Source organism: Adhaeribacter sp., from assembly GCF_057359045.1.
The window spans coordinates 81,307-108,253 of the sequence record NZ_JBMQUD010000128.1; the positions used below are offsets into that span (position 1 = coordinate 81,307).

The 26,947-nt window shown below is 44.5% G+C and carries 22 protein-coding genes; 7 read left to right on the forward strand and 15 right to left on the reverse strand.

Features of this window, described 5'->3' with window-relative positions; translation table 11 throughout:
- Positions 1-132: 132 nt before the first annotated feature.
- The 4 genes from ACO1R6_RS20420 to ACO1R6_RS20435 form a co-directional block, all read right to left on the reverse strand.
- Positions 133-1,917: a hypothetical protein gene (locus ACO1R6_RS20420; RefSeq protein WP_486266960.1), complete on the reverse strand. Its 1,785-nt coding sequence runs from the start codon at positions 1,915-1,917 to the stop codon at positions 133-135.
- 662 nt (positions 1,918-2,579) lie between these two features.
- Entirely contained in the window at positions 2,580-3,401 is an 822-nt protein-coding gene (locus ACO1R6_RS20425; protein WP_486266961.1) for an N-acetylmuramoyl-L-alanine amidase, read from the reverse strand.
- Positions 3,402-3,696: 295 nt separating this feature from the next.
- Complete coding sequence (gene bshA / locus ACO1R6_RS20430) at positions 3,697-4,833, reverse strand: N-acetyl-alpha-D-glucosaminyl L-malate synthase BshA (protein ID WP_486266962.1); 1,137 nt, start codon at positions 4,831-4,833, stop codon at positions 3,697-3,699.
- A 379-nt stretch (positions 4,834-5,212) separates the two neighbouring features.
- On the reverse strand, positions 5,213-8,128 hold the full coding sequence (locus ACO1R6_RS20435; RefSeq protein WP_486266963.1) for a serine hydrolase domain-containing protein: 2,916 nt from the start codon (positions 8,126-8,128) through the stop codon (positions 5,213-5,215).
- Between the two features lie 447 nt (positions 8,129-8,575).
- On the opposite strand from ACO1R6_RS20435, the gene mutL reads away from it, so the two are divergent.
- The 3 genes from mutL to ACO1R6_RS20450 are packed head-to-tail and all read left to right on the forward strand — an operon-like array spanning position 8,576 to position 12,093.
- Positions 8,576-10,402: a DNA mismatch repair endonuclease MutL gene (gene mutL / locus ACO1R6_RS20440; protein ID WP_486266964.1), complete on the forward strand. Its 1,827-nt coding sequence runs from the start codon at positions 8,576-8,578 to the stop codon at positions 10,400-10,402.
- 21 nt (positions 10,403-10,423) lie between these two features.
- Complete coding sequence (locus ACO1R6_RS20445) at positions 10,424-11,200, forward strand: rhomboid family intramembrane serine protease (RefSeq protein ID WP_486266965.1); 777 nt, start codon at positions 10,424-10,426, stop codon at positions 11,198-11,200.
- 2 nt (positions 11,201-11,202) lie between these two features.
- Positions 11,203-12,093 carry a rhomboid family intramembrane serine protease gene (locus ACO1R6_RS20450; RefSeq protein WP_486266966.1) on the forward strand — a complete coding sequence of 297 codons (891 nt, stop codon included), beginning with the start codon at positions 11,203-11,205 and terminating at the stop codon, positions 12,091-12,093.
- Positions 12,094-12,251: 158 nt separating this feature from the next.
- Here ACO1R6_RS20450 and mdh read toward each other — a convergent pair whose 3' ends face one another.
- The 7 genes from mdh to ACO1R6_RS20485 form a co-directional block, all read right to left on the reverse strand.
- Entirely contained in the window at positions 12,252-13,190 is a 939-nt protein-coding gene (mdh, locus tag ACO1R6_RS20455; protein WP_486266967.1) for a malate dehydrogenase, read from the reverse strand.
- 242 nt (positions 13,191-13,432) lie between these two features.
- Positions 13,433-13,696, reverse strand: coding sequence for a hypothetical protein (locus ACO1R6_RS20460; RefSeq protein WP_486266968.1), 264 nt, complete (start codon positions 13,694-13,696; stop codon positions 13,433-13,435).
- Positions 13,697-13,807: 111 nt separating this feature from the next.
- Entirely contained in the window at positions 13,808-14,851 is a 1,044-nt protein-coding gene (locus ACO1R6_RS20465; protein WP_486266969.1) for a nucleoid-associated protein, read from the reverse strand.
- A 465-nt stretch (positions 14,852-15,316) separates the two neighbouring features.
- Entirely contained in the window at positions 15,317-16,117 is an 801-nt protein-coding gene (locus ACO1R6_RS20470) for an NIPSNAP family protein (protein WP_486266970.1), read from the reverse strand.
- 228 nt (positions 16,118-16,345) lie between these two features.
- Positions 16,346-16,909 carry an RNA 2'-phosphotransferase gene (locus ACO1R6_RS20475; protein ID WP_486266971.1) on the reverse strand — a complete coding sequence of 188 codons (564 nt, stop codon included), beginning with the start codon at positions 16,907-16,909 and terminating at the stop codon, positions 16,346-16,348.
- Between the two features lie 102 nt (positions 16,910-17,011).
- Positions 17,012-17,209 (reverse strand): hypothetical protein, encoded by a 198-nt coding sequence (locus ACO1R6_RS20480; protein WP_486266972.1) that lies wholly within the window; start codon positions 17,207-17,209, stop codon positions 17,012-17,014.
- A gap of 126 nt (positions 17,210-17,335) precedes the next feature.
- Positions 17,336-18,007: an OmpH/Skp family outer membrane protein gene (locus ACO1R6_RS20485; RefSeq protein WP_486266973.1), complete on the reverse strand. Its 672-nt coding sequence runs from the start codon at positions 18,005-18,007 to the stop codon at positions 17,336-17,338.
- 326 nt (positions 18,008-18,333) lie between these two features.
- On the opposite strand from ACO1R6_RS20485, the gene ACO1R6_RS20490 reads away from it, so the two are divergent.
- Entirely contained in the window at positions 18,334-18,777 is a 444-nt protein-coding gene (locus ACO1R6_RS20490) for a hypothetical protein (protein WP_486266974.1), read from the forward strand.
- A 30-nt stretch (positions 18,778-18,807) separates the two neighbouring features.
- On the opposite strand, the gene ACO1R6_RS20495 is transcribed toward ACO1R6_RS20490, so the two are convergent.
- From ACO1R6_RS20495 to ACO1R6_RS20510, 4 genes are all read right to left on the reverse strand, one after another.
- Entirely contained in the window at positions 18,808-19,824 is a 1,017-nt protein-coding gene (locus tag ACO1R6_RS20495; protein ID WP_486266975.1) for an LLM class flavin-dependent oxidoreductase, read from the reverse strand.
- A 149-nt stretch (positions 19,825-19,973) separates the two neighbouring features.
- The gene (locus ACO1R6_RS20500) at positions 19,974-20,435 is read right to left on the reverse strand and encodes a DUF4268 domain-containing protein (protein WP_486266976.1); all 462 of its coding nucleotides are present in this window, start codon (positions 20,433-20,435) and stop codon (positions 19,974-19,976) included.
- An 88-nt stretch (positions 20,436-20,523) separates the two neighbouring features.
- Complete coding sequence (locus tag ACO1R6_RS20505; RefSeq protein ID WP_486266977.1) at positions 20,524-21,321, reverse strand: mechanosensitive ion channel family protein; 798 nt, start codon at positions 21,319-21,321, stop codon at positions 20,524-20,526.
- Positions 21,322-21,611: 290 nt separating this feature from the next.
- Positions 21,612-22,343 (reverse strand): peptidoglycan DD-metalloendopeptidase family protein, encoded by a 732-nt coding sequence (locus ACO1R6_RS20510; protein ID WP_486266978.1) that lies wholly within the window; start codon positions 22,341-22,343, stop codon positions 21,612-21,614.
- A 128-nt stretch (positions 22,344-22,471) separates the two neighbouring features.
- On the opposite strand from ACO1R6_RS20510, the gene ACO1R6_RS20515 reads away from it, so the two are divergent.
- From ACO1R6_RS20515 to thiL, 3 genes are all read left to right on the forward strand, one after another.
- Positions 22,472-23,671 carry a 2Fe-2S iron-sulfur cluster-binding protein gene (locus ACO1R6_RS20515; RefSeq protein ID WP_486266979.1) on the forward strand — a complete coding sequence of 400 codons (1,200 nt, stop codon included), beginning with the start codon at positions 22,472-22,474 and terminating at the stop codon, positions 23,669-23,671.
- Between the two features lie 131 nt (positions 23,672-23,802).
- Complete coding sequence (locus ACO1R6_RS20520) at positions 23,803-25,524, forward strand: M3 family oligoendopeptidase (RefSeq protein WP_486266980.1); 1,722 nt, start codon at positions 23,803-23,805, stop codon at positions 25,522-25,524.
- A 280-nt stretch (positions 25,525-25,804) separates the two neighbouring features.
- Positions 25,805-26,830: a thiamine-phosphate kinase gene (thiL, locus tag ACO1R6_RS20525; protein WP_486266981.1), complete on the forward strand. Its 1,026-nt coding sequence runs from the start codon at positions 25,805-25,807 to the stop codon at positions 26,828-26,830.
- Positions 26,831-26,947: the final 117 nt, after the last annotated feature.

The following is a 26,947-nucleotide window of genomic DNA, read 5'->3' on the forward strand; positions in this document are numbered from 1 at the left end:
TACGGCCGGTTAAAACCGGCCGTAAATGAAGTCTACAATAATTATTTTATCAGAGTCTTAAGACTATAAAAATTGATTTATTAGCAAGGTTAAAGTTTTAAAATAAAAGATTCTGCCTGGTTTTTATTTGAGTTATACGTTTTGCAATCGGTCTTTTAACTGGGTTAATTCAGTCTGAAAAATATTTTGAGCCGTTGGGTCGGAGAATATTTTAGACGCTAACGCCTGGTAATAAGCAATGCCCTGGAGCAGGTTGGCCTGAAAGTTCTGGATATATTTCTGTTGTTTTTCCGGTATGGCTTCGGATTGGTCGGTAAATAAATTAAACCAATAATCGACGTACATTTTTAGTTCGTTGATAAACATGTGCGGCCGGTACGTTTGGTTTAGCAAGTTGGTGCGGCCATAAATATGATCTACCATTTGGCGGAGCGAAAATATGCCGGAGAAATACGCGAGGTTAGGACCCGGACAAATGGTAACGGGGCGACTGGCTGGGTTACGCCCCAACTGAAATAATTGCAAAGCCGTGTTGGCCAATCCGTCGCAGAGGCATTCTTTTGCCAATACTTTAGTTTTTTCGGCCTGATACTGGGCCGGCGGTAAATCGGCGGTTTGTAACTGGGCCAGTTTCAACTTCTGGTATTTGCGCGAAGCCGTACAAATGGGTACTGCGGTAAATTCGGTATTTGAAACCAGGTGCTTTTTAGAACAAGGGCTGCCGGGTTGGTCGCGTTCAATACGGCTGAATTTAAGGGTTTCGGAGCTGGTGCCCCGCAAAGCGTTAAAAGGTACGCCCAACGGCGAAATTGGGCTCAAATATAAATCATCGGATTTGGCCTGGGCTAACTTTAATAAGGTTTCGGTGTCTACGGTAGTGGCTCCGGGCACCAGTAGAAAAGGCGTTCCCCAACCGGTGGCATCTACCTGGTAATGTTCTTGTAAAAAGTTTTGTTCGGCCGCCGTGCCAATGCCACCCTGTACCGTAATGCGCATAGCCGGAGGAGCGGCCACGGAAAACCCTTTAGCGGTTAAGGCCGCGCCGTACAGACCAAATAATTCGGCTTGTAATTGCTGGCGGTTTTGTTTAAACTCTTCCAGAATAGGGCCTAGTAAATAACCATCGGTGGCAAAAGCATGACCGCCGCAGTTTAATCCCGACTCAATCCGGAACTCTGATACCCAAATGCCTTTTTTAGCTAATATTTTACCTTGCACCAACGCCGAGCGGTAGTCGCTTACCTTAATTATTACTTTCTTGCGGAACTGACCCTGGGCATCGGGCAAAAAGTCGGGGAATTGCTCTAAGTAGGCGTACAGGCGCATGTTCATACCGGCCGAGAAAATAACGGCTGCGGCTACCTGGCTTTGCGCAAATCCGCGCAAGGCGGCCAAAGCATCGGAGTAAATGGCGGGCAAAGCTTCCCCGTTTTTCTGGTAATTGGTTTTATCCAGCTTTGTCATAATATTTACATCAATGCTGCCCGGCCGTACCAATTGTCGTAATTGGTTTTGCAATACCTCTACTTCACCAATATCACGAAGTTGCAACATATGTAAATATTGCGTTTTGGCCGGCGAACTTTCCGGGAGCATTTCGAAATATTTGGTCAGGTCAGACTCCGGGGTAAAAGGTTGGGCACGCAAAGCCTCGGTTTGCCGGTGTACTAATTTATGTAGCAAATTTAAGTAGGCCGTAATGCGTTGCGCCCGGTAATCTTCCTGGTGGGTGGTTATCGGGGTAAAAGGTTCTTCGTTTAGCCGACTGTAATAAGCTCGCATTTCTTCAATTAAAGCATCGTCGCTGAGCGAAATGACCGAAGAAATGCCGTAACGGGCTACTTTAAGCGGCGAATCGATGGAAAAAGCCAATCCCATTACTGGAATGTGAAAGGCGTGTAAAGCAATATCAGGCATGTTATAAGGGTAAAAGTGTTGTACAGATTACCTGGTAATAATCTGCACCAATATTTATTTAAATAGTATAGCCGTAAGTGATTCTAAAATAAATTATTAGCTTGTTTTAGAAGTGTTACTAACCGGAACAGCTAAAGCTATTGTGCTTTAACGTGGCTATTTTACTGCGGCAAACCCATAGCATAAAGTTTAGCTTTCCGGACAGGTGCAAGGTAGGCGGTCAGTAGTTTTGCCGGTATGATCTAAATCATGCACCAGCATGACTTAAGTCATCTGCCTAACAGAAGAACAATTAAAGAGAAGGATTAATAGTGGAAATTGGGAAGCTGTGAGCAATATTTAATAGATACCTTTCGGGATAAACCACCGGGTAATTGGTTAATTGGCTTTATAAAAAGTAATCGGGGCTTTTCTCAAAAGAATAGGGCTATATTTTTTATTTATGCCTTCCGTAGCAGCTAAATAAATATTTTAAATAATAAGCCGATTAGCATTTTTGTTTTGAATAGAATTTGTGCCATGGGTGGTGTTATCACCAGTAATTCTAAAGCTTTTGCCAGATTACTGACTGGTACTTCCGCAGCCAGGCCAACAGTTGCCGCAGTTTATAAAATGCTACAATGTTTATCTTGCTAGTTAAGTAACGCCTGAAAAAACATTGCTTAGGCTTTCTGTAGAAATTTACTAAATACCCAGCCTTCTAAATCCATAAGGTTGTGTACCGTGTCTTGTACTTCCACAAAACTCCAGTTGCCTTCGGTGAGTAATACCAAAACGCGGGTGTTGGGCGGTAGAGGCTCGGTTAAGGTAGGGAAGGGCGTGCCGGCCCCAGCCCGGATATTTACGGCTGTAGAGGTAACGTACTCATCCTGGGTTTCGTCTTTGCGGCCCAGCGCGCGGGCCCGGAAGCTTTTCATCGGGAAAGCTGGGCCGGGATCCGATTTCCGGATGGGCGCAATATCTTCGTGGCCCAGCACATCTTCGAGTTTATAATCCCGGACCAGCAACGCCGAAATTTCTAAGGCTACCTCAACTTGTTTATCGGTATATTCTTGCCAGATAGATTCTTTGTTTTCGTTTTTGTGGGTGGCAATTACAATATCGTCGTCGGCAATATGCTGTTTATCGACAGGACAAATGCACTTCTCGCCAATTTTAGATAAGCGCCCGGCATTTACCAATTCTATACCTATGGCAAAACTGTTTAAGCCATCTAGGCCGTTCCAGCGGCTTTTGCCGGCGTGCCAGGTAACAATATTAAATGGAGCCAGTTGCGTAACACCGCCGGCACGATCTATAACCAAATGCGCCGAGGCTTGGGCAACTGGGTTAGTGAGCCAATTAATAGCCGATGGGGCCGTAGTAGCAGCGGTATAATGAATGACCAGAAACCTGGGCGTGTAGCGGCCGCCTTTGTTGGGCGTAGCCAGGAAATTTACTTGTTCGTTGTCGTTGTGGAACAATAAATTATTTTTAATTTTCATGTTTCCGGTAACTAGTGGTTATTATTAAATGACAAGAGGCGCTTGCTTATATAAACCTTTGATTACTAAATGTAACCAGGTTTATTGGGGATTAAGTAAATGCAATTTTTGGAATCAAAAGCATAATTACAATACTGAATTATCAGTATTTTTTAAGTTAATAATTACAGGTTTATAGAAAAAATTAGCCTGACAGCTTTACCGGCGATTAAAATATTCTGCCTGGTTGAACAAAAAAAATCCTGCTCCGGAAAGGGGCAGGATTTTTTAATTCTGATAGAATACCTGAACAGGATTATAATTCGGCTAGTTGCGCATCTTTTACTTTCTGGTAAAACTGCTCGTACAATGGCACTATTTTGCTCGTTTCAAAATCTTTGGCCCGGGCCAGGGCATTGGCTTTAAATTGGGGCAGGTTGGCATCGTCGAGCACAAAGAGGGCGTTTTTAACCATGGCATCTACATCGCCTACGGGGCTCACAAAACCGGTTACGCCATTAATATTTAATTCGGGAATACCGCCGGCATTCGACGAAATAACCGGTACCTGGCAAGCCATGGCTTCTAAGGCCGCTAAACCAAAACTTTCTTTCTCGGAAGGCATTAAAAATAAATCGGCTACCGATAAAACTTCTTCCACAGCATCCATTTTACCTAAAAACCGGACATCGTTGCAAACATCCAGCTTGCGGCAAAGCTTTTCGGCTTTTATCCGGTCAGGGCCATCGCCCACCATCAGGAGCTTACAAGGTATGTGTTTGCGCACGTTGTAGAATATTTTAATTACATCCTGCACCCGTTTAACGCTCCGGAAGTTAGACGTATGCACCAGTAATTTTTCGCCGGCGGGGCTGATAGCGGCCCGGAAATGTTCTTTGCGCTGCCGCTGAAACCGCTCGAGGTTAATAAAATTCGGAATTACTTCTATTTCTTTTTCGATCCGGAAATGGTTATAAGTTTCGGTGCGCAGATCCGCGGAAACGGCCGTAACACCATCGGATTGGTTAATGCTAAAAGTAACTACCGGCTCAAAAGAAGCGTCTTTGCCCACCAGGGTAATATCGGTGCCATGCAAAGTAGTAATTATCGGAATCTGAATGCCTTTGGTTTTTAATATCTGTTTGGCCATGTAGGCCGCCGATGCGTGTGGTATAGCGTAATGTACGTGCAAAACATCTAATTTCTCGAACTGCACAATATCTACCATTTTACTTGCCAGGGCCAGTTCGTACGGGTCGTACTGGAACAGGGGGTAAGACGGTACAATTACTTCGTGGTAGAACAGGTTTTCATTAAAAAAATCGAGTCGGGCGGGCTGGCTGTAAGTAATAAAATGAATACGATGCCCTTTCAGGGCCAAAGCTAAACCTAATTCAGTGGCTACCACACCGCTGCCACCAAAGGTGGGGTAACAAACGATACCTATATTCATGAAATGCTAATCTGCTGATTTGTTTAAGAGCTAATTGGGAAATAAAATTATCTAAATAATCTCCGCTACCGGAGTACCTACGCCAACCAGAAATTATTTACACCTAATATTTTAAATACTACTGGGCGCATGAAAAGTTTTAGGTTAATAACTGGGGCGCAGGGCTACTTACTTAAAAGCTTAAAATTATTAAAAGGTTTTACGCATACAATTATTGCCGGCAAAGCTATGTAAAATTAATTTAGCACGCCAAACCTGACCGGTGCCTCCAATGCAGCTACCAGCAACGGGCTAACGCCAACATTTAGGTTTTTGCGTGAAGCAGGCAGATTATTTAGCAGGAAATAATATTTAGTTGGTTTGGGCTTAGTTACTGCTATTAAGACTTGGTTTGGATGGCTTTGTAAATTATATCGTGGATACGGGTGCGGATGTTGTAACTGATAAGTTTATTATTAGTAGCATCCGGGTTTACCCGGTTCGACAGGAATATATACACCAGCTTGGTTTCGGGATCTACCCAGGCGCAGGTGCCGGTAAAGCCGGTATGGCCAAAGGTACTTAAAGAAGCCAGGGTAGAGGTTGCGCCCGTACCATCGGGGTTGGCCATATCCCAGCCCAGTCCGCGTCGGTTACCCGGGTATGGTCTTTGGGCAAATTCAGTAACCACCTCTGAATTAAAATACCTGCGCCCGCCGTAGTTACCGTTTTGCAGGTTCATTTGCATTAAAGTTGCCAAATCAAAGGCATTCGAGAACAAGCCTGCGTGGCCCGCAATGCCCCCCATCATGGCCGCGCCCTGGTCGTGCACAGTACCCCAAACCAAGCTTTTCCGGAAATAAATATCGTTTTCGGTAGGCACAATTTGCTCGCGGGTAAATTTGCTTAACGGATGGTATGTAAGCGAATTAAGGCCCAAAGGCAGGTAAAAGTTTTGATCCAGGAAATCGCTGATATTCTGGTTAAGCAGTTTTTCGGCAACCCGCCGCAATATATAGAAACTAAGGTCGGAGTACTTAAACTCGTAAGTGGTAGCGCCTTTTTTCTTTATTAAAAGCGGCGAGTCGATAATCCACTTCCACATAACGTCCTCTATGTCTTTGGCAGCATACATGCCCGGCACTACCTCGTGCGGAAATTCCAGGCTCTGCACCGTAGAATAATAGCGGTCTTTTACTTTGGGGTCGATGGTGCGCTGGTAAAAAGGCAAGCCGGGTTGCAGGCCGGCCTGGTGGGCCAGAACCTCCCGGAGAACTATGTTTTGCTTGTTCGTGCCTTTTAGTTCGGGTAAATACAGACTTACTTTAGCATCCAGGTTTAAACGGCCCCGGTCTTTTAAATACATAATAGCTTGCAACGTACCGGCTACTTTGGTAATAGAGGCTATGTCGTAGATGGTGTTGGTGGTTACCGGCAGCTTTTTATCGTAGGTATAATGGCCGTAGGCTTTCTCGAAAACCACTGCGCCATCTTTGGCTACTAAAATCTGGCACCCCGGTATGGCGGCATAAGCAATAGCTTCGCGGGCCACATTATCGATTTGGTTTAATACTTTAGAATCCAGGCCGACACTTTCGGGTAAGGAAAAGCGCAGCCGGTTTAAAGCTTGGGTATTAAAACCGCGGCCGGCCTGTAGCGCCGGCGATGGCGATACGGGTAAGGTGCCGCGCGCCGGCAAAGCCCCGAATAATATTTGTGGTACTACCAACTGCGAAATCTCATTGTCTTCGTAGCCGCAAACCAGCCAATTGCTATTCTGGAAATATTGTAAGCTATAGGCGTTGCCCATAGCTACTAACACTACTTTTTGCTTCGGGTTTTCTTGTAGCTTGCGAATAAAGTTGCGGTTAGCCTCCGAAATACCGTAGTGGTTGGCTGGCGTGTTGTTAATACCATGAATGCTGACCACAACTACATTAAATTCTTGTAAGTTGCGGTGTAAACGGGCATAAACCGAGTCGTTGGCCGATTTACCCGGCACATTAAATACCGTTACTGGCGCGTATTTTTGCATGGTCCGGGTAAAATTATTCTGGTCTTTGGCGCCCAGGGCCACTACGGCGTAATTTACAGTATCCAGCGTCCGGAAGGGCAATAGATTATCTTTGTTCGAGACAATGGTTACGGCGTGTTCGTATAATTGCTGTTTCACGATGCTGCTCACCGGCCGGTTCAGGTCCTCCGTTAAATTGCTTATTTCTACGGGTTTGTAGGTGTTCAGGCCCGCCCAATATTTCGCGTGGAGTACTTTTTTTACCCGGTAATCTACTTCTTCCTGCGATATTTTACCGGCCACTACCGCTTCTTTTATTTTGCCAACAGCTATGGGTACATCTTCGGAGTAAAGCAAAATATCGTTACCAGCAATTAAAGCCAGGGCATCTACTTCGCCGGGTTTGTAAAAACGGGTAACACTGCGCATGTTCAGGGCATCGGTAAAAATCAGGCCCTTGTAGTTCATTTTCTCTTTTAATAAACCCGTTACTAAGTTGTGCGAGAGCGTAGCGGCCGTATTGGCGGTAGTATCGAAAACGGGCAGGTGCAGGTGAGCTACCATTACCCCCATAACCCCGGCATCAAAAGATTTTTTAAACGGGTACAAATCAATATCCTGTAAACGATTCAGGTCGCTCCGGACAATGGGTAAAGTTTTATGGGAATCTTTGTCGGTATCGCCGTGGCCCGGAAAATGTTTGGCTACGGCCATAATGCCGTGGTCTTGCAATCCTTTAATGTAAGCAATTCCCCGGCTCGAAACTTTTTCTTTTAATTCGCCGAAAGAGCGGTTGCCGATTACCGGGTTACGGGGGTTGCTGTTTACATCCAGCACCGGCGAAAAGCTTACGTGTACTCCCATCCGCTTTAATTTTAAGGCAATTTCCCGGCCCATCAGGTACACGTACTTGTCTTCGTCAATGGCGCCCAAGGTCATTTGCTTGGCAAAGTGCATGGTGCTATCGAGGCGCATACTCAGGCCCCACTCGGCATCCATGGCAATAAATAAAGGTACTTTGGCTTTGGTCTGGTAAAAGTTGGTTAAGTTTACCTGCCGCTTAGGACCGCCTTGCATAAACATGAGCCCCCCAATGCCATACTGGGCAATTAACCGCTCGGTTTGTTTTACGTGGGCCGCATCTTTATTAGAATAAGCCGTAACCATAAAAAGCTGGCCTATCCGCTGGTCGGGGGTTAAAGTAGCAAAAACACTGTCTACCCACTGCCTTTCCTGAACCGAAACTACCTTTTCGTCGGGCGGGGCGGAGGAGGTAATTAAACCTGCTCCGAGTATTAGCATGAATAATAAAAATATATTAAAGCCTTTGAGCATGTTAACTTAACTGCTTATCTTAATTTGAATACCTCGGAATAAAACTTAATTTTGCGGGGCGTAACCAAAACCGGCTAAAACCGGTTAATCCGGTAGGTTATTCCATTGGTCCATCCGTTGCGGCTGCCATTGCCTTCGAAAATTAAACATTTTTTGTTTAACCAGGCAAATGAATTTTATACCTGATGTGCTTTTAAAACAACAAAATGTGCCTTAAAGTTTAAGGCTGCTAACCGGCTGGGAGCAGTTTAATATTTGCAAAGTCCTTGCCTGTTTTATTTGTTTGCAATAATACGCATAATTTTTGTAAGACCGTGGTTCTGAAAGCGGCTAATCGCATAGCGCGGTAAATAACCAACGGGCGGGCCAATTGTAAACCCAGATGAATTACCAGAGCAGTAAGCTAAAATTTGCATGACCGATATAATTAATTTATTACCGGAGTACCTGGCCAACCAAATTGCCGCGGGCGAGGTGGTACAGCGGCCGGCATCGGTAGTAAAAGAGCTGATGGAAAATGCCGTGGATGCCGGTAGCAGCAGCATTCAGTTAATTGTAAAAGAAGCGGGTAAAACATTAATTCAGGTAGTGGATAACGGGATAGGCATGTCTGAAACCGATGCCCGTATGAGTTTTGAGCGGCATGCCACATCCAAAATAAAATCAACCGACGATTTGTTCCGCATCCGGACCATGGGTTTCCGGGGCGAAGCTTTGGCCTCTATTGCAGCTGTAGCCCAGGTAGAACTAAAAACCAAAAAGCCGGCGGCCGATACCGGTACTAAAATTGTGATTGAAGGCTCGGAGGTGCTGGTGCAGGAGCCCGTAGCTATGCCCGACGGTACCAACCTTTGCGTTAAAAATCTTTTTTATAATGTGCCGGCCCGGCGTAATTTTCTTAAAAGCAATGCCGTGGAAATGCGCCACATTCTCGATGAGTTTATCCGGATTGCTTTGGCCCACCCACACATTGGTTTTTCGTTGTACCAAAACGACTTGGAAGTTTTTCAATTACCAGCCGCTAAGTTAAGCCAGCGGATTGTGGCCATTTTTGGAAAAACTTACAAAGAACAACTGGCACCTTGCGAAGAAAATACACCTCTGGTAAAAATAAGCGGCTATATTGGTAAACCTGAGTTTGCCAAAAAATCGCGGGGCGAGCAGTTCTTTTTCGTGAATAATCGCTTTATCCGGAATGCTTATTTAAATCATGCGGTGCTAACGGCTTACGAAGGCCTGCTGCCCAAAGATAGTTTTCCGTTTTACGTTTTGTTTCTGGAGTTAAACCCGGAGCAAATAGATATAAACGTACATCCCACTAAAACCGAAATAAAATTCGAAGACGAGAAAACCGTTTATGCCATTGTGCGGGCGGCTGTTAAACAATCGTTGGGTTTGCACAATATTGCCCCTTCGCTCGATTTTGAAGGCGATGTAAATTTTGCCCCACTCCGGCCCATCGAAACCGATTTTAAAACGCCGTTAGCTACAGCCGCACCGGTTTTCCGGACCGAAACTATTCCGGCTTCTTTTAACCATAGCAGCAGCGCCCGGTCGTCGGTATCTACCGGCAGCAAAACCGAAAAACCTTGGTCGGCCCCGCTCCGGACCCATTTGGGAAGTGCGTCTTTTGATGATTTTTTTCCGGAATCGTTGCAGTCCGTGTCTACGGCCGGTAGTAAAGCCATGCAAATTCACCAGAAATATTTGGTGGTGCAGGTGAAATCGGGGGTAATGGTTGTAGACCAGCAGGCCGCGCAAGAGCGTATTTTATACGAAAAGTTTACGGCGGCTTTGCAAAAAAATGCCGGTACCACCCAAACCTTGCTGTTCCCCGAAGTGCTGCAGTTTTCGGCTGCCGATTATAACACGGTACAGGACATGGCCGGCGAACTCCAGGCATTAGGGTTTGTTTTTAGTGATTTTGGGGTAAATGCCATTGTGGTAAACGGCATACCAGCCGAGGTACCGCCCAGCCGCGAGAAAGATCTTTTTGAAGGATTAATAGAACAATACCATAACAACCGCGACGAGTTGGCGTTGGATAAAAAAGAAATAATGGCCCGGGCAATGGCCAAACGGGTGGCCAGCCGCCTGGTAGCCCGCATGACCGAAGCCGAAATAAATGCCCTGGTAGATAAACTTTTTGCCACGCAGGTGCCTAACTATACGCCTTCGGGTCAGAAAACCCTGGTAATGCTAGATTTAAACCAGTTGCAGGAATTATTTCTGAAAAACTGATTACCTATTTGCGATTAATTTATGATGAATATAACCCCTATGGTCCGGAATATCCTGATCATAAACTTAGTTACTTTTCTGGCTTTTAATTATTTCGGTAGCGGTAATATGTTTGCGCTGTACGATTTCCGTTCCGCGAACTTTAGGCCTTTCCAGTTCCTGACACACATGTTTATGCACGGTGGCTGGGGCCATTTGTTCAGCAACATGTTTAGTTTATTTATTTTTGGGCCCATGCTCGAGTACCACTGGGGGCCGCAGCGTTTTCTGATGTTTTACCTCATTACCGGGTTTGGCGCCAGCGTTTTATTTACGGCTGTCCGGTCTTACGAATTTAACCAATTACGCGAAGATACGGTACAATACATTAATGCCCCAACACCCATAAATTTCCGGAATTATATTGAAGAACACCTTAGTTTAGAAGGCAACGAAGCTATTGTAGAGCAATTTCGCCGCAACCCCGAGGACCCAGCCATTATACAGGGTACGGTACAATCGGTTAAGAGCTTTTACAATAAAATGATAGATGTGCCAATGCTGGGTGCATCGGGGGCGGTGTTTGGCATATTAATGGCTTTTGGTATGTTGTTCCCAAACACGGAACTCATGTTGCTGTTTTTCCCTTTTCCAATAAAGGCTAAATATTTTGTAATGCTCTACGGCGCTTACGAAATTTACGCCGGCATACAACGTATGCCCGGCGACAACGTTGCCCACTACGCCCACTTAGGCGGTATGCTGTTTGCCTATATCCTGATAAAAGTGTGGGAAAAAGATAAAAATCAGTTTTACTAAAGATGAATAGTATTTTCGATGATATTCGTGGCGCCTTTAACCGGCGCGACAATGCCCTGAACCAATTGATATTAATTAATATTTTGGTTTTTGTGGTACTTATATTCCTGAACGTTATCCTGACGATTACCCAGAATTCGGGGTTATACGAACGGATTGTGAGCAACCTGGCGCTGCCATCTAACCCCGCCGTATTTATACGGCGGCCCTGGACTGTATTTACTTATTTTTTAACGCACCGGGGCTTTTTGCATATCATATTTAACATGCTTAACCTTTATTGGTTTGGGGTGTTAATCCGGGAATATTTAGGCAGTAAAAAATTAGTAAGCCTTTATATTCTGGGCGGATTAACCGGAGCGGTGCTGTACCTGTTGTTTTATAATTTTGTGCCTTACTTTATTTTGCGGGGTAGTGCCGAAATGATTGGTGCCTCGGCGAGTGTTTTAGCGGTTATTGTAGCGGCGGCTACTTTACTACCCGATTTTACCTTTAACCTGCTTTTACTGGGCCCGGTAAAGATCAAATGGATTGCCTGGTTTTTGGTAATCCTTTCGGTTTCGGGTGCTGTCGGCGACAATGCCGGCGGTAATGTGGCCCACTTGGGCGGTGCGTTGCTCGGGTATATTTTTATCCGGCAATTAAAAAACGGTACCGATTTGGGTAGGCCTCTGCATAGTTTCTGGGATTTTATTACGGGCTTGTTTAACCGCCGGCCCCGCATGAAAGTAAGTTACAAGAATCCGACTCCGGCTACTTCGTACGCGACATCGGCCGGCAAACCCAGCCAAAACGAAATAGATTTAATCCTGGATAAAATTTCTAAATCGGGATATGAAAGTTTAAGCAAAGAAGAAAAGCAAAAGCTTTTCCGCGCCAGCCAGAAGGAGTAGTTAGTTGTTGGTTATTAGTAATTAGAGGTTAGTTATAAGAGATAGTGAAGAGGAAAAATCTGGCCTGCAGAGGGAATTTAGGCCTTTTTGCTTAACAGATAAACAAAAAAGCACTGCTGTAGCAGTGCTTTTTTGTTTATCTGTTAAGCAGTTAATAACTAGCTACCCGACTGCATATTGTCTAATACGGCCATAACTTCTCTCACATGCTTATCCGATAAGCGGAGCAGTTCCATTTCCTCGTCGTTAAGCTTAAGTTCCAGTACTTTTTCTACGCCATCTTTGCCTAATACTACCGGCACTCCCAGGTAAGTACCTTCAATACCGTATTCGCCTTCTAGTTTCACGCAAACCGGGAAAACACGTTTTTGGTCACGGGCAATGGCTTCTACCATTTGCGCGGCCGCCGAACCCGGTGCATACCAGGCCGAAGTTCCCATCAGTTTTACCAATTCGCCGCCACCATTTTTGGTACGCTCAATAATGGCATTTAAAGGTTCTTCGTCGATTAATTCGGTAACCGGAATACCGCCTACGGTGGTGTAACGCGGCAAAGGCACCATGGTGTCGCCGTGGCCGCCCAGCAATACCGCCTGAATATCTTTTGGCGATACGTTTAAGGCTTCGGCCAGGAACGCACGGTAACGGGCCGTATCCAGAATACCCGCCATACCCATTACGCGGGTACGCGGCAGTTTAGATGTAATATGGGCCGCATACGTCATTACATCTAAGGGGTTAGAAACCACAATAATAATGGCGTTGGGCGAGTGCTGTACTATATTTTGCGTTACCGATTGTACAATGCCCGCATTCGTTGAAATAAGGTCGTCGCGGGTCATGCCGGGTTTACGGGGCAAACCAGAGGTAATTACCACAATATCAGAATTGGCCGTGCGAGAGTAATCGTTGGTTACGCCCACGGTACGCGTATCGTATAAATTTATGGGGGCTTTCTGCCAGATATCCAATGCTTTACCTTCGGCAAAACCTTCCCGGATATCTAATAATACTACTTCGTTCGCTACTTCGCGATAAGCCAATACGTCGGCACACGTGGCACCCACATTACCTGCTCCCACTACGGTTACTTTCATGCTGTATATATTTAATTTAGTGTTGGTGAATAATTTCAGATGCGTAAAATTATAAAAAAACGATTTCCATCACAGGTCTAAATCCTTTTTATTTGCGGGTAGGCCTAAATTGGGTCAGGTTAAGCTATAACCATAAGCAAGCGGCATCCGCTGGCTGACGCCGGAAATGTATAAAGTAAGCGGTAAAGTACTTGTTAAATAATATAAATCGGCCAGCCCACAATAGATTGATTAACCGAGCTTTAAATATCGCATGAGGCGTTGTAATAATCCTGATAAGCCGGGTTTACGTAGTCGTCGAGGCGGTAAATGCGGCTGAGCGGAATATTTTCGCCGGAGCTTAAGACCAAAACATCTTCTTTGGCTTCGGTCTGGATTGCTTTTAAAACCGCCCGCACCGTGAAAAACTCGTGTAAAGCCGAAAAATATTGTACCCGGCAATATTTGCCCTGAGTTACAAGTTCGCTGGCTTTTTCTTTAAATTTGGTGGGGGTAAGCTGGTCCATAGGGTTTGCTATTAATTTGCGTTATAGTTTGTGGCAGTTTATTTAGCTTAAATTATTTAGCTGATAAATTGGCCAGAAAACTTTAGATTTAAATCTAAGCGCGGGACAAAATCAGCTTTCTTCTTTAAAAAAGAGTTGATAATAATGCATGCCGCGTTCTTCGTCGAAGCCTTTCTCAATGTTCTGGCTATTGCCGTGTACGTAAATATGAAAGTTTTTATCTAGTTTAATAATGCTTTTCATGAAGCGGGTTTGCTTTTTTACCGCCGTATCATGAATATCAAACTCGGGTTTTAATTCAATATTTCTTTCGGTTTCGTACTGGGTTTTGTAGTTCTGGAAGCTCTCAATTAAGTCGGGTTGCTGAATCACTTCTTCCTGAAAATTCTGCAAATCAAAAACTTCTTTTTCCTGTAAGTAGCCCAGCGATTTATGGAGCAGATTGGCCTGATCGGCGCGGCTTACTTCAAATTCTTCGGGCATGCGTTCTTCTACAAAGGTTTTGCACAGATTCATTATTTTCTGGGTATGGAAATAACTATCGGGCCGGAATTTTACTTTTAAAAATTCATCTTTCCAGTATTGGGCCTCGTTGCCTTTGCTCAGGTTATCTACGGTTGCCACCAAGTAACCTTGTTCCTGGTCGGTATTAAAAATAAGGCAGCCTTTATCGAGTTTGTTAATATTTACTCCGTCTTCGCCATCAATGTCAAAGGTGTCGCCGTTCGGAAATACCTTTAAATAAGTTTCCCGCGATTCTGATTTAAACAAACCTACGGCATCTACGGCTTCGCCATCCAGTACGCAATCGGCCAGGTAGGTAACGTAAAATTCGCCTTCTTTTACTTTGGGATGGGTGCTTTGCTCGTACAAGTGCCGCGCCAGGTTTACCGATTGCTCATAAAGGGTTTCGGGGTCGGCAAATATTTTAGAAACAAAGCTGAAGACTTCGTTCAGGTTAATATCCGATTCGTGGTGCAGGTTAAAATATTCTTCGGATTTAAACGGCGATAAAAAATATTTAAGCAACAGTTCTTTTACAAAACCATCTAGTTGTAAAGGCGCTTTCGAGAACCGGATATCTTCTTCGCGGCTTTTATTACCAATTTTGTGCAGCACAATAGATTCTAATCTTACTTCGGAAGTTACCAGCATGGCAGGCGTTGTTTAGTTTTGGGAGGGCAAAGATAAGCCGGGACGGGCATTTACCAATTGCTGCACCTGGTTCTTTTAACCCGGAATAAGGAAGAGAGTAGTTTTAAGTGATAAGTTTTAGTGTATTGATACTTGGCTGCTTGCATAAATTTGGCTGAATTATATCAACTTTCTTTTTACCAGAGGGCGCTCCTGCTGTCATGCTGTAAGGAATTATTGTTTAGAAAGGAAAGTAGGAAAAGAAAGAGAATACTAAACTTGCCTGTAATATTTTTTAACCATTAGGTATTTGCCAGATGACCATACTAAGTGCACAAAAGTAGGTAGAAGGTTATTTCTATTGAGAGTAACCGGGTAAGATTCTTTTGCCTGGTTAGTTGTTTAAGATAATTTTTGATGATGGCTACAACAAAAACGGCCCGCCTTAGAAAAGCGGGCCGTTGGTATTCATATTTTCCGGAGAAATTAAATGTCAGAATAATCGGCCGGACGTAAGAATAACGTTACGTTTTTAGAAACATTGTTTTTGTATTCAGGCTTGGCCGATAAAGTTTTCCAGGCCGGGTCGGCGCTGAAAGATTTCCATTTCTCATCGCGGGTGGGGCGGTTTTCGAAAGTGGTCAGGTACATGAGGTTGGGCATGGTGCTGCCGGCTACTACTTCGCCGTAAAATACTGCGTTAAAACCTAGTCTTTTAAAAATATCTACTTCGCCGCCCTGGTTAAACATTTGTACTTTGTTCTGGTAAATTTTTTCAGTGTGGCCTTCGTAGCTGCGCAATTCGTAAACCCGGTCGGCTTTGGGGCCTTTCAGGTTTGGTACCGCCATTTGGGGCATCATTTCAAAAGCCTGAATAATAATGCTTTCCATGCGGGTATACGGCGGATTGGTGTACGGCGCATTAATGTAATCGGCACCGGCCTGGGTATATTGTTTGTCTTTGGCTAAAGTTTGCGGCAGTTTAACGAGTTGGTCCAGGGTTTTCATGGGCACCATCACGTATACTTTTTTGGTACGGGCGGTATCGTTACCAATTAATTTAAAAACGCCTACTTTACTAATCCCGGCCCGGTGCAAAGCAGGTAAGTAAGCATTTTTTAAATAAGCGTCTACCCGGTTTTCCTGTTCCTGGGTTTTAAGTGAGTAAACTTTTAATTCGTAAAATTCGCGGGCCGGGGCACTATTGGCCGGTAAAGCCCAGGTTATTAAATTTAAAAAAAATAAACCCAAAACTACCAGGGCCAATCGGCGAAAATCTTTCTTCATGTATTCTCCTGTTTAAATAATTAATTTACTTTCCTGTAAGCAAAACTAGGTAAAAATGCCATTTTTCCTAAGCTTGTAAATATTATTTATTCCACTTTACTCTTGTTTAAAAAGGGTGTTTAAAAATAACTTTTTCTAATAGTGTAAAACAGAATTTTAAATCTATTTGTATATGGTTTTAAAGTTGAAGAAAAGATAAAGAACAATCTGTAAACACCGCTATTATAATTATTCTGATTCGTTCAGGACCTGCAGGTATTTGGCGGGAACCTGGTCGGTGAGCCAAACGCCATTAGCCGCCCGGAAAAAAGAATAACCTTGCTGGTGCATAGTTGTTGCTTGTACGGTCAGTACCACGGGCTTGCCGTGGCGTTGCCCCACTTGCCGGGCCGTGTTAAATTCAGGGCTTAAATGCACATGATGACGCTTTTGTTTTTGTAAACCGTGGTTTAAAATGGGTTCTAAAAACGCCAGGGCAGTTCCGTGGTACAAAATAGCGGGCGGTACTGCCGGCAAATAACCCAGTTCTACGGCAACCGAATGCCCCTGATTGGCCCGAATACGGGTGCCGGTTTCGTCGAAGCTGAATCGTTTTTTGGCGTTGGTAGCCACAATATGCTGTAGCAGCGTTAAATGAAGGTGTACACCGGCTTGCTCCGCCTTTTCCATTAAGCTGTTTACATCGGTCCAGCCCTGATTATCTAAAGTAAGGCCAATTTTTTCCGGCTGATGCCGCAACACAAGGCTTAAAAATTTACTTAAGCGGGTTATTTCTTTTTCGTCTGGATGCATCAGGTAAATTAATACTACCGCTAGTCTAAATTAATGAAGTTATAAACAAGAAACCCGGTTGCTGTAACAACCGGGTTTCTTGTTTATAACTAATATGATATTCTAATGACTACCAGCCGAAGAACCTAAGTCCTGACCACCATCTTGCACCGAATTGGCATCGTGCCGACCGCTTTTGGCTGGTCGTTTGGGATCGTCTACAAATTCATTGCCTTGGTTAGTAGCCGCTTTGGGTACTGAATTAATATCTTCAACTAATTTTTTGGCATCTACCTGGTTTTTATTTTCCTTATCTTTCATTGTACTAAATTTAAGTGAAACATTTACAGCTTGCGCCATACTTAAATTAGTTTACGCAGATAAGCATAATTGGGTACCAAAAATCTGTAAAGACTTTGCCGGTGCCGGGTGTTTTTAAGCGCCGTGTTATTTGATGTTTAATTTGGCTTTTACCAGATTTATAACATTGTGGCTTTCTTTGGCATAAACAAAAGAGCGGGTGTTGGTATCAAAAATATAGTCGTAGCCGTTTTCTTTACCTACGTCTTTAATGGCTTTTTCGGCTTTGTCCAGAATGGGTTTAAATAATTGTTCGCGTTTGGCGGCAACCTGTTGCTGACCAGAAACCTGCGACTGCTGCATGCGCTGTTCTAATTCCTGAATGGCTCTGATCCGGGTTTCTTTTACTGCATCTACCATGGTTTTTTCCTGCGACTGAAATTCGTTTATTTTAGTCTGGTACTCGGTTTGTAAACCACCAAACTGCTTCTCCAAGTTTTTAACAAAAGCTTCCAGATTTGCTTCGGCTCTTTTAGTTTCGGGCATAATTTTGAGCAAATCGGCCGAGTTAATGTAGCCAAATTTCTGGCCCGCAGCGGGAGCAGTAGCGGCCGGGGCGGTAGTGGCCGCTGTTTCGGTGGTAGTTGCCGTGGCTGGAGTATCGGTGGCCAATGCCGGAGTAGGGGCATTGAGCGAATCGGCCGCGGAGGAGTTAGCGGCGGTTTTGGTGTCGGCTGGTTTTTTCTGGTTGCAGCTGCTTATAAAACCGGAGCCGGTTACGGCTAAAGTAAAGGCTAAAGCTAAAAATTGCCTCTTCATAAATAGTTTTCTTACTTAAAATTTAAAAAATAACGGTAACAAAGTAGCTATATTATCCGGGTAATTCCTACTATTATTTTGCGTTATCGGCTTAGCCGGACCAGGTAAAATAAATATAGCAGAGGGCAAAATAGCTATATTTATGCTCTAAAGTAAATTTTTAATGGTTTTGCCGGGAAATATTTTTAGGCAGTAACACGCAGAAATTATACATAAGTACTGGCGTTAATGGTGGCAGCAGGTGCCAAGCGTGGGATATTTTCTAAAGATAGCGTAAGAAAGACTGAGGTTTTGTATATTATTTAATTAAAGGGATTTTAGCATAAATGAAAGAAGCGTTTAAAGCCTTATTAATAATAATTTGTGTGCTTTTGGCCATTGGCGGGTTGTTCTTTTTCTTTATAATAAACCAGCTAACAAATTCCTTACAGCCGACCTTTTCAAAAATTGAATTGAAATCCTACCGGGAGAACTCAAAAATTTTTATAAAAACTAAAAATTGGGGTCTAACTGATGACCACCAAATTACAGTGATTTCTTTAAATGAAGATAAAGAATTTGAACCTGATCCGACAGAGGAGTATGTTTATTATGGATTAGAACCATTTTTGTACAAAGCAAAAAGTGATACTTTATTTGTATTTACTTGGAAAACTGCTTCTGCTCCTACAAAATTTGATTCAGGTTGGGTAATCATACAAAAGGAAGTAGAAAATTCAGAAATGACAGATTTAAGAAAAAATTCTGAAATAGAAAGAATTAAAAACTAACCTTTGCATAGGACATTAACGACAACCAACTTAAGCGGGATTAAGATCGAAGGCTTCGGCCAGTAGTTCATACGAACGAATGCGATCGGCAAAATCGTGGGTAATGGTAACGACTACTACTTCTTGTACGCCGCAACTTTTAGCCAAATCAGTAATTTTAAGTTTTAACTGGTCGGGCGTGCCAAATAAGCTGCGGCGGCGGTTAAAGCGTACCCGTTCCAGTTCGCCTTCGGTAAACTGGTAATCCTTAATTTCGTCGTAGGTAACAAATCCTTCCCGCATGCCTTGCTCCAGACGGAGTAATTGCACATCCATAACCGCTTGCAATTGCAGGGCTTTTTCTTCAGTTTCGGCGCACAAAACAAATATAGCCAGGTTGGCTTCCGGAGAAGTTAACTGGCCAGATGGCGAAAACCGTTCTTTGTACATCTGGATAGACTGGGCCGCACCAACTGGGCTGATAAACTGGGCAAACGAAAATGCCATGCCAAAATGGGCCGCATATATACCGCTTTCGCCGCTGGAGCTTAATACCCAAATTGGGGGAACAGTATCGGCGGCAGGGGTGGCTTTTACCTTAGCTTGTACAGTGCCGGGTTCATGGGCATCGGTTAAGTAGTTTTGCAGATCAGAGAGTTGTTGGATAAATTCTTCGGGGCTAAAGTTATTATGCGGGTTCAGCAATGCGGCCGTTAAGCGATCGCCGCCGGGTGCCCGGCCAATGCCCAAATCAATCCGGCCCGGCTGCAACGCTTCGAGTAACCGGAAATTTTCGGCCACTTTTAAAGCGCTGTAGTGCGGCAGCATAACCCCACCCGAACCCAGCCGGATACGTTGGGTATGATTGCCTAAGTGCGCCAGCAATACTTCGGGCGCCGAACCAGCCAAAGAGGCTGTGTTATGGTGCTCCGACACCCAAAAGCGGGTATATCCCAGTTTATCGGCTAATCGGGCCAGTTCGGTGGTTTCCTGCAGGGCTTGCCGGGCGTTGCCGTTCTTCCGGACCGGCGACTGATCCAATATACTTAAGCGCAAAGGTTCTGCCATACTATTTTTTTCTTAAATGTAATTTAAGTTACCGGCTTGCACTTATAATGGCCTCCGGCAGCTTTTTTTACCCTTTGTGCTAAATAAAGGTTATCCTTGTTCGATTAGGTGCGCTGAGATGATCAGGGATTATGGGTGTTTTCAGGCTTTTACCGCAAATCATCGAAGCTGTACTGGGCGGTGCTCCAGAACTCGTCGAGGGCAATTAAGCGGGGTTTAAAAAATGAAATAAGTGCCGGCCAATCGTTTTGGTTAAAAATACTAACCGGGCTCAGGTCTTTGTAAATCCGGCTAATGGTTTTGCCGTTTTCATCGGTGGTGTGTAAAGCCCACTCCCAGGTTTCGCCTAATTGTTCGTGTAAAAAGGTGCGTAACTCCAGAAACTGCTCAAAAAATAATTCCTGAATGCCCGCATCCGGATGGGTAATTTCAATTCCAATAGAGGCAACCTGCTTATCGGCTTTTAGCCGGAAGTATACATTTTTAAGCCCGGTGTTGTAGTTTATCCAATTGGTTTTTAAACCTTCGGCCGAAGGAACCGGGGTCATGTAATTGCCAAATGCGGTCCAGAATGCCTGCCGCAGCGAAGAGGCTTGTTCTTTGGTGTACATACCTAATATTTTTATTACCGAGCTGCCTATTTTGCTTTAAGTTAATAACAAACAAAATATTTAGCCCGGGTAGATTTCTGTTTTTAGTTTAAACGGCTTTTCGCGGACCGTTGAGCGTAATATTTTCGCGTTCAAAAGCGGACCGGATGCGGTCGTGCAAATCGTTGGAAAGGCTGCCAATATTTTCGCGTAGGGTCCAGGTACGGGTAATCAGGGCTATACCGGCATCAATGTTTTCAGAAACTATCTGGGGTGCCGGGGTTGGTAAAATCCGGTCGTCGATGCTAATAATATCCCGGATTAATTTTTTGGCCAGTTCTATATCGTTGCCGTGTTGCAGAACCAGCCTAACCTCGGTGCGGCGGTTGGCTTCTACATCGTGGTTGGTAATGGTGCTGTTGGCCAGCGGACCATTGGGTAGGTAAATGGTTTTATTATCAGGGGTAACAATAACGGTATTTAAAATATTAATAACCGACACGCGCCCGCCCACGCCTTGGGCTTCAATGTAATCGTTTACCCGGAAAGGTTTAATGGCTAGAATTAAAACCCCACCGGCAAAATTAGATAAACTGCCTTGTAAAGCTAAACCAATAGCTAACCCCGCCGAGCCTAGTACGGCAAACACCGACGTCATTTCCATACCCAGTTGCGCTACCACTGCTATAACCAGCAAAATCCGGAGCGAGACATTTAAAATATTGCGCAGAAAAGGTCGCAACGAGGGGTCTACCTGGTGGCTTTTCATGAGGTTATCAATAAACCGCACCACCCGTTGTATAATCCAGAGGCCAATAAAAAATATAATAATGGCCACAATCAGGCGGGCGCCATACGTCACAAAAAAGGTAGTTACTAATTCGCGGTAGCGGCTAAAATCGAGCATAATGCAGTTGTTAGTGTTTAGTTGTTAGTGTTTAGTAATTAGTAATTAGTAATTAGTAATTAGTTGTTAGTTGTTAGTGTTTAGTTGTTAGAGCCTGTTTAAGTTTTTGCCTAAATCATCCAATTCCGTCATTCTGATAAGAATCTTCTGATTTACTTGTAGGTAATATTCACCTGAATCTTTTGGCAGAATTCGGGCGGATTGTTTCATTTAATATTTGTCTACTTGCTTGATTATTAGCTTTTTTGTTAGCATTTGGGTTGGATGCATACGCAAGTAGCTTAAATAACTTAGGTTATCAGGGCATTAAATTTAGGCGAAAAATCTTCCTCTAAATACTTACACTTTAATAACAGGTTAGGATCCAGGCAAATTTTGGCAAATTTATCCTGTTGCAACGCGGTGCACACGCCCGGGAAATCACCGGACTGGCCCAGTAAATCGGTAATAAGCTGCAGGTGCAGGTGCGGCGGCCAATCGCCATTTTCGGGGTAAGGGCCCAGTTGGGTAAACACTTCGCCTTTGTTAATTAATTTCCCTACGTGTAAATCTGCCAAAGATCTAAGGGTTAAGTGGCCGTATAGGGTATAAAAAATGTACTGGTTAAGCTGGTGTTCTAAAATAATGGTGGGGCCATAATCACCAAAATTACGGTTATCGGCAAAACTATGCACCCGGCCGGGCAGCGGCGCCATAACCGGGGTAAGTGCCGGCATCCAGATATCAACTCCTAAATGAATACTACGGGGCGCTTCGGCGGCGTAAAAATGAGAGCTACGCCGGTAAATATCGCGGTTTTCTAAATAGCCGCCAATCCCAACCGTGGCATTTTGCCTGGCCAGCATTTGGTTTACCAATGCCGCAAAGTGGGTCGTATCTTCTAAATTGGTGTTGGCTATGATGGGGTTTTGCCGGGTAAAATCCAGGCGGCAAACCGTGGGGCCGTTTAAATCTACGGGTACCACCGGGCCAATAAAGGAGGCCTGGGCAGTTAAAAGAGCAGCGAGCGAATGGTTAGACATTTTAGGCAAATAAGTTTACCTGCAAAAGTAAGGAGGTTAAAAGGATGTCGCTCAAAAAAATTAAGTCGTAACTTTGGCCGTTAATAAAGGTAAAAGAAATTTAGCGCGCGTCTGTCGTTTATACATACATGAGTAGTACTTACCATCAGTTAAAAGTAGTATCTGTTACCCGCGAAACTCCGGATGCTGTTACCATCCATTTTGAACACCCGGAGAAAAAAAACATTTCCAGCCTGGCCGGTCAGTTTTTAACCCTTATTATTCCGGTAAACGGTAAAAAGGAAAGGCGTTCTTATTCTTTGAGCAGCGCGCCTTACGAGGCGCCTCGGTTAGCTGTAACGGTAAAGCGGGTACCCAAAGGCGTAGTCTCTAATTATTTAGTAGACGAATGCCGGGAAGGAACCCTGATGGAGGTAATGGCTCCTACCGGTAATTTTAAAGTAGAAACCAACCCCAATCAGGCACGCAACATGGTGCTAATTGGTGCCGGCAGCGGTATTACCCCGCTCATAGCTATGGCCAAAGCTGTTTTACACGACGAACCAAAAAGCCGCATAACCTTAATTTACGGCAACCGGCACGAGGGTACCATTATTTTCCGGGAAGAGCTGGCAAAACTGGCGGTGCAATACCCTGGCCGTTTAACGGTTGAGCATGTGCTGAGCCAGCCCAAATTTAATTCTGATGGCCAGACCGTGGCAAAACAACCCGCTAAGCTTTCTTTTAAAGACCGGCTTAAGGCCCTGATTGGTCAGCCCGCTAGCCCGGTAGCCAACCCGGAAGTAAAACCCTTGCCGGAATTAAAGCACGTAGGGCGGCTAAACCGGACCATGTTGTTGAATATTTTACAAGAATACAGTTTAGCCGATTACCTGGACACGGAATTTTATTTGTGCGGGCCGGTAGGGTTAATGGACGAAGCCCGCGAAGCTTTAAAGATATTAAAAGTAAGTCCCGAGAGAATTCACAAAGAAAGTTTTGTCGTTACCCAAACCGACCCGACGCCGGCTACCGGCCAGGTAGATTCCGGCTCGCCCGCCACTACCGAAGCCGATTGCTACGTAGTAACCCTGCTTTACGAAGGCACCGAATACAAAGTACCCGTAAAAACCGGGCAAACCATTCTGGAAGCCGGCCTGGTGCACGACATTGATTTGCCTTATTCCTGCCAGGCAGGTTTATGTACTGCCTGCCGGGGTAAATGTTTATCGGGTAAGGTACACCTCGATGAAAGGGAAGGCTTGTCGGATGCGGAAATTGCCGAAGGTTACGTGCTCAATTGCGTAGGTCACCCGGTAACCAACGATGTGGTTATAGAAATCGGATAAATTCAGAAGCGCCTGGCTGCAAGCATAATTGGGGCCTTTATTATAAATATTAGCTTGTCGGTTTCTGGCAAGTTAAATCTTTAAAGGATAAATAATTAAAAATAGTGTTTAACGAGAAAATTAATAAATATATGGCTGCCAATACTGCCGTTTTAGAACCTAAACCCCGTACTTTTTTACCCACCGATTTTACCATTACCAATTGGGAAACTTTGGCTCCTTACCTCGAGAATCTGAAGAACCGGGAAATTAAATCGGCCAGAGAATTAGAGCAATGGCTCCTCGACCGCAGTGAGCTGGAAAGTGTACTGGCCGAAGATATGGGTTGGCGCTATATCCGGATGACGATAGACACCCAGGACGAAGCCGCAACCGAAGCTTTTCAGTATTTTGTAAATGAAATTGAACCCAATATTGCGCCTTATGACCACGCTTTAAATCAAAAATTGGTTAGTTCGCCTTATTTGCCGGAATTAGATGCCGAGAAATATCGCATTTACCTGCGGTCGGTAAAAAAAGCTATTGAAATATTTCGGGAAGAAAATATTCCGCTCAACACCGAAATAACCACCAAACAGCAGCATTATGCCGCCATAACCGGCGCCATGACTGTAACCCTCGACGGCGAAGAAATGACCTTGCCCCGCGCCGCCGACCGGCTGAAAAATCTGGATCGCGCTATTCGGCAAGAGGCTTACTTAGCCGTGCAGGACCGGCGCTTGCAAGACAAAGACGAATTAAATAATTTATTTACCCAACTGATTCGCCTGCGCCACCAGGTAGCGCAAAATGCCGGCTTTGCCAATTTCCGTGATTATATGTTTGCCGCGCTGGGCCGCTTTGATTATACCGTGCAGGATTGCTTTAATTTTCATGAAGCCATTATAACCCACGTGGTGCCTTTAATTAATACTTTGGACCGGGAACGCAAACAGAATTTAGGTTTAGCCGAACTAAAGCCCTGGGATTTAGACGTAGACGATACCGGAAAGCCACCCCTGGAGCCATTTAAAACCGGCGAAGAGTTGCTGCAAAAAACCACCGAAGTTTTTTACCGCCTCGACCCGTTCTTGGGCGATTGCCTGGTAACCATGAAAAACATGGGCCGATTAGATTTAGAATCGCGGAAAGGCAAAGCGCCGGGCGGCTATAATTACCCGCTCGATGAAACCGGGGTTCCTTTTATTTTTATGAATGCCACCTCTTCGCTGCGCGATGTGGTAACCATGCTGCACGAAGGCGGCCATGCGGTGCATAATTTTCTGACCCACGAATTGCCCTTAGGTGCTTTTAAACATACTCCCTCCGAAGTAGCAGAACTGGCTTCCATGTCGATGGAACTCATTAGTATGGACCACTGGGATTTGTTTTTTACCGATGCCGAAGAATTACGGCGCGCGAAGAAAACCCATCTGGAGAGCGTACTGGAAACATTTCCGTGGGTAGCCACCATCGATCGTTTTCAGCATTGGGTGTACGAAAATCCGGAACATACTTTAGAAGAACGCGAAAAGAACTGGCTGCAAATATTTAATCAATTTAACCAGCAAGAAGTAGACTGGACCGGGCTGGAAAAATACAAGCCGTATATCTGGCAAAAACAATTGCACCTGTACGAAGTGCCTTTTTATTACATTGAGTACGCTATGGCCCAATTGGGCGCTATTGCGGTCTGGAAAAACTATAAGCAAGATCCGGCAGCTGCTTTACAAGGTTATAAAAACGCTTTAAGCCTGGGTTACACCAAATCCATTGCTGAAGTTTACGCCGCTGCTAATATTAAATTCGATTTTTCGGCTGATTACATTAAAACCCTTACCGATTTTGTAAAAGCCGAGATGGAAAAGCTGTAGTTGGTATAATCATTATCTGATTTTTAGCTATTTGATATTGGTAATTAAATGTTTGTTGTTAGCTGATGTTGGCTTATTAAACATCGGTTTAGGGTGCGGCCAAACTTTTAAAGGCTGATAAATGATTGAAGTATAATGTCCGTTAGTTAAACGTTATTTAGGTTTTAGTAAAGTTGGAATTGATAAACCCTGCGGGAGTTGTGTTAACGCTAAGATTAAATAGTAACTTTGCCGTACTAAACCTAAAGCTTAGGTAGTTTTAACCGGAAAGAAAATACCGATGAGTGAATTTACATCTTTAGATAAGTTAGGGGAGTTTGGCCTGATTCGTAAAATAAAAGAAACAATTACCCTCCAAAATGCATCTACCCTGGTGGGCATTGGTGATGATGCCGCCGTGCTGCATCCCGGCCAAAAAAATATGGTTGTTTCTACGGATATGCTTGTAGAGGGCGTGCATTTCGATTTATCTTTTTGCCCCATGCGGCACCTGGGTTATAAAGCGGTAGCGGTAAACGTATCGGATATTGCGGCCATGAATGCCATACCCACGCAAATTACCGTTAGTTTAGGCATTAGCGCCCGCTACACCGTAGAAGCCATCGACGATTTGTACGAAGGAATCCGGTTCGCCTGCGAAAATTATAAAGTAGATTTAGTTGGCGGCGATACCACGTCATCTAAATCGGGTTTAATTATTAGCATTACCGCCATTGGCGAAGTAGCGCCCGGTGAAGCGGTGTTGCGGAGCACCGCCAAACCCAACGATTTAATTTGTGTAACCGGCGATTTAGGCGCTGCTTATTTGGGTTTACAAGTGCTGGAACGGGAAAAGCAAGTTTTTTTGGACAATCCCGAAATGCAGCCTGATTTACAAGATAAAGAATATTTGGTGCAGCGGCAGCTTAAACCCGAAGCCCGGATGGATTTTATTCACGAACTAAAAGAACTGCAGGTTAAGCCAACCGCCATGATCGATATTTCGGATGGTTTGGCCTCGGAGTTACTGCATATTTGTTCGCAATCTAAAACCGGGGCGGCCATTTACCAGGACAAACTGCCCGCCGACCAGCAAGTACTGAACACCGCCGAAGAATTTCAACTAGACCCGGTCATGTGCATTCTGAACGGCGGCGAAGATTACGAACTGCTGTTTACCGTTAACCTAAACGATTACGACAAAATCCGGAATCATCCCGATATAACCATTATCGGTAAAATGACCGAAGCTTCGGAAGGCGTGCGGTTGGTAACGCCCAGCGGCAATACTTTCCCGGTACAAGCCCAAGGCTGGACCCACTTTTAATTTAAAAGTTTAAGCTGATTTTTGTAAGGCCTGTTTATGAGCTCATGCTTATAAACCGGCCTTTTTTATTTTTGAAGCAGATAGCACGTGTAAGACTAAGAAAGTAATATATCCAGC

Coding starts and splice junctions, on each gene's coding strand:
- ACO1R6_RS20420 (WP_486266960.1), bottom strand. CDS start 1,917: ATGCCTGATATTGCTTTACACGCCTTTCACATTCCAGTAATGGGATTG.
- ACO1R6_RS20425 (WP_486266961.1), bottom strand. CDS start 3,401: ATGAAAATTAAAAATAATTTATTGTTCCACAACGACAACGAACAAGTA.
- bshA (WP_486266962.1), bottom strand. CDS start 4,833: ATGAATATAGGTATCGTTTGTTACCCCACCTTTGGTGGCAGCGGTGTG.
- ACO1R6_RS20435 (WP_486266963.1), bottom strand. CDS start 8,128: ATGCTAATACTCGGAGCAGGTTTAATTACCTCCTCCGCCCCGCCCGAC.
- mutL (WP_486266964.1), top strand. CDS start 8,576: ATGACCGATATAATTAATTTATTACCGGAGTACCTGGCCAACCAAATT.
- ACO1R6_RS20445 (WP_486266965.1), top strand. CDS start 10,424: ATGATGAATATAACCCCTATGGTCCGGAATATCCTGATCATAAACTTA.
- ACO1R6_RS20450 (WP_486266966.1), top strand. CDS start 11,203: ATGAATAGTATTTTCGATGATATTCGTGGCGCCTTTAACCGGCGCGAC.
- mdh (WP_486266967.1), bottom strand. CDS start 13,190: ATGAAAGTAACCGTAGTGGGAGCAGGTAATGTGGGTGCCACGTGTGCC.
- ACO1R6_RS20460 (WP_486266968.1), bottom strand. CDS start 13,696: ATGGACCAGCTTACCCCCACCAAATTTAAAGAAAAAGCCAGCGAACTT.
- ACO1R6_RS20465 (WP_486266969.1), bottom strand. CDS start 14,851: ATGCTGGTAACTTCCGAAGTAAGATTAGAATCTATTGTGCTGCACAAA.
- ACO1R6_RS20470 (WP_486266970.1), bottom strand. CDS start 16,117: ATGAAGAAAGATTTTCGCCGATTGGCCCTGGTAGTTTTGGGTTTATTT.
- ACO1R6_RS20475 (WP_486266971.1), bottom strand. CDS start 16,909: ATGCATCCAGACGAAAAAGAAATAACCCGCTTAAGTAAATTTTTAAGC.
- ACO1R6_RS20480 (WP_486266972.1), bottom strand. CDS start 17,209: ATGAAAGATAAGGAAAATAAAAACCAGGTAGATGCCAAAAAATTAGTT.
- ACO1R6_RS20485 (WP_486266973.1), bottom strand. CDS start 18,007: ATGAAGAGGCAATTTTTAGCTTTAGCCTTTACTTTAGCCGTAACCGGC.
- ACO1R6_RS20490 (WP_486266974.1), top strand. CDS start 18,334: ATGAAAGAAGCGTTTAAAGCCTTATTAATAATAATTTGTGTGCTTTTG.
- ACO1R6_RS20495 (WP_486266975.1), bottom strand. CDS start 19,824: ATGGCAGAACCTTTGCGCTTAAGTATATTGGATCAGTCGCCGGTCCGG.
- ACO1R6_RS20500 (WP_486266976.1), bottom strand. CDS start 20,435: ATGTACACCAAAGAACAAGCCTCTTCGCTGCGGCAGGCATTCTGGACC.
- ACO1R6_RS20505 (WP_486266977.1), bottom strand. CDS start 21,321: ATGCTCGATTTTAGCCGCTACCGCGAATTAGTAACTACCTTTTTTGTG.
- ACO1R6_RS20510 (WP_486266978.1), bottom strand. CDS start 22,343: ATGTCTAACCATTCGCTCGCTGCTCTTTTAACTGCCCAGGCCTCCTTT.
- ACO1R6_RS20515 (WP_486266979.1), top strand. CDS start 22,472: ATGAGTAGTACTTACCATCAGTTAAAAGTAGTATCTGTTACCCGCGAA.
- ACO1R6_RS20520 (WP_486266980.1), top strand. CDS start 23,803: ATGGCTGCCAATACTGCCGTTTTAGAACCTAAACCCCGTACTTTTTTA.
- thiL (WP_486266981.1), top strand. CDS start 25,805: ATGAGTGAATTTACATCTTTAGATAAGTTAGGGGAGTTTGGCCTGATT.